The organism is Micromonospora aridisoli (genome assembly GCF_056150025.1).
In genome coordinates, this window is the sequence record NZ_JAXCFK010000136.1 from 1 (window position 1) to 555 (window position 555).

The 555-nt window shown below is 33.9% G+C and carries 1 protein-coding gene; it reads right to left on the reverse strand.

Translation table 11 applies throughout. The annotated features are described in order from the left end of the window. Nucleotides 1-375: alpha/beta fold hydrolase (locus tag SM447_RS29755; RefSeq protein ID WP_474576184.1), on the reverse strand; the 375-nt coding region annotated here is incomplete at its 3' end. Nucleotides 376-555 lie beyond the last annotated feature (180 nt).

A 555-nucleotide genomic window follows, 5' to 3' on the forward strand; every position in this document is an offset into this window, starting at 1 on the left:
TATACTTAATGAATCCATAAGTTCTATTAGACGTTTGGCATGATTCGCTTCGTTATATAACTCATAACCTTCTGGAGAATCACTAGAACCAAAACCTAACATATCTGGTACAATAACACGATAACCACTGGTTACTAAAGGATCAATCATCTTGCGATATAACCAACCTGAGCTAGGCACACCATGTAATAAAACAATTACAGGGCCTTGTCCTTGATCAATATACTTGATGACACCATCCTCCGAGGTATATGATTTTTGTTGTTCTCTAAATGCAGAATAGGTTATTTGATCCTTTTCCTGTGTGGCAGATGTATAAGGCTTACAAGAAAATATACACACTACAAAGCCGATTAAAACTACGTATTTTTTCATAACAAGTTATTTAATTATATTTCTCTAATTTCAATTCTTTTCCATCAAAAACAGCATAAGTATAATGCATGATCCAATCTCCCAAATTTGTGTATTTTGCGTTCTTAGTGAGTCTAATTTCCATAGGTAAATGGCGATGTCCAAACACAAAATAATCACGATGTTTTTCTGAGAGTTTGC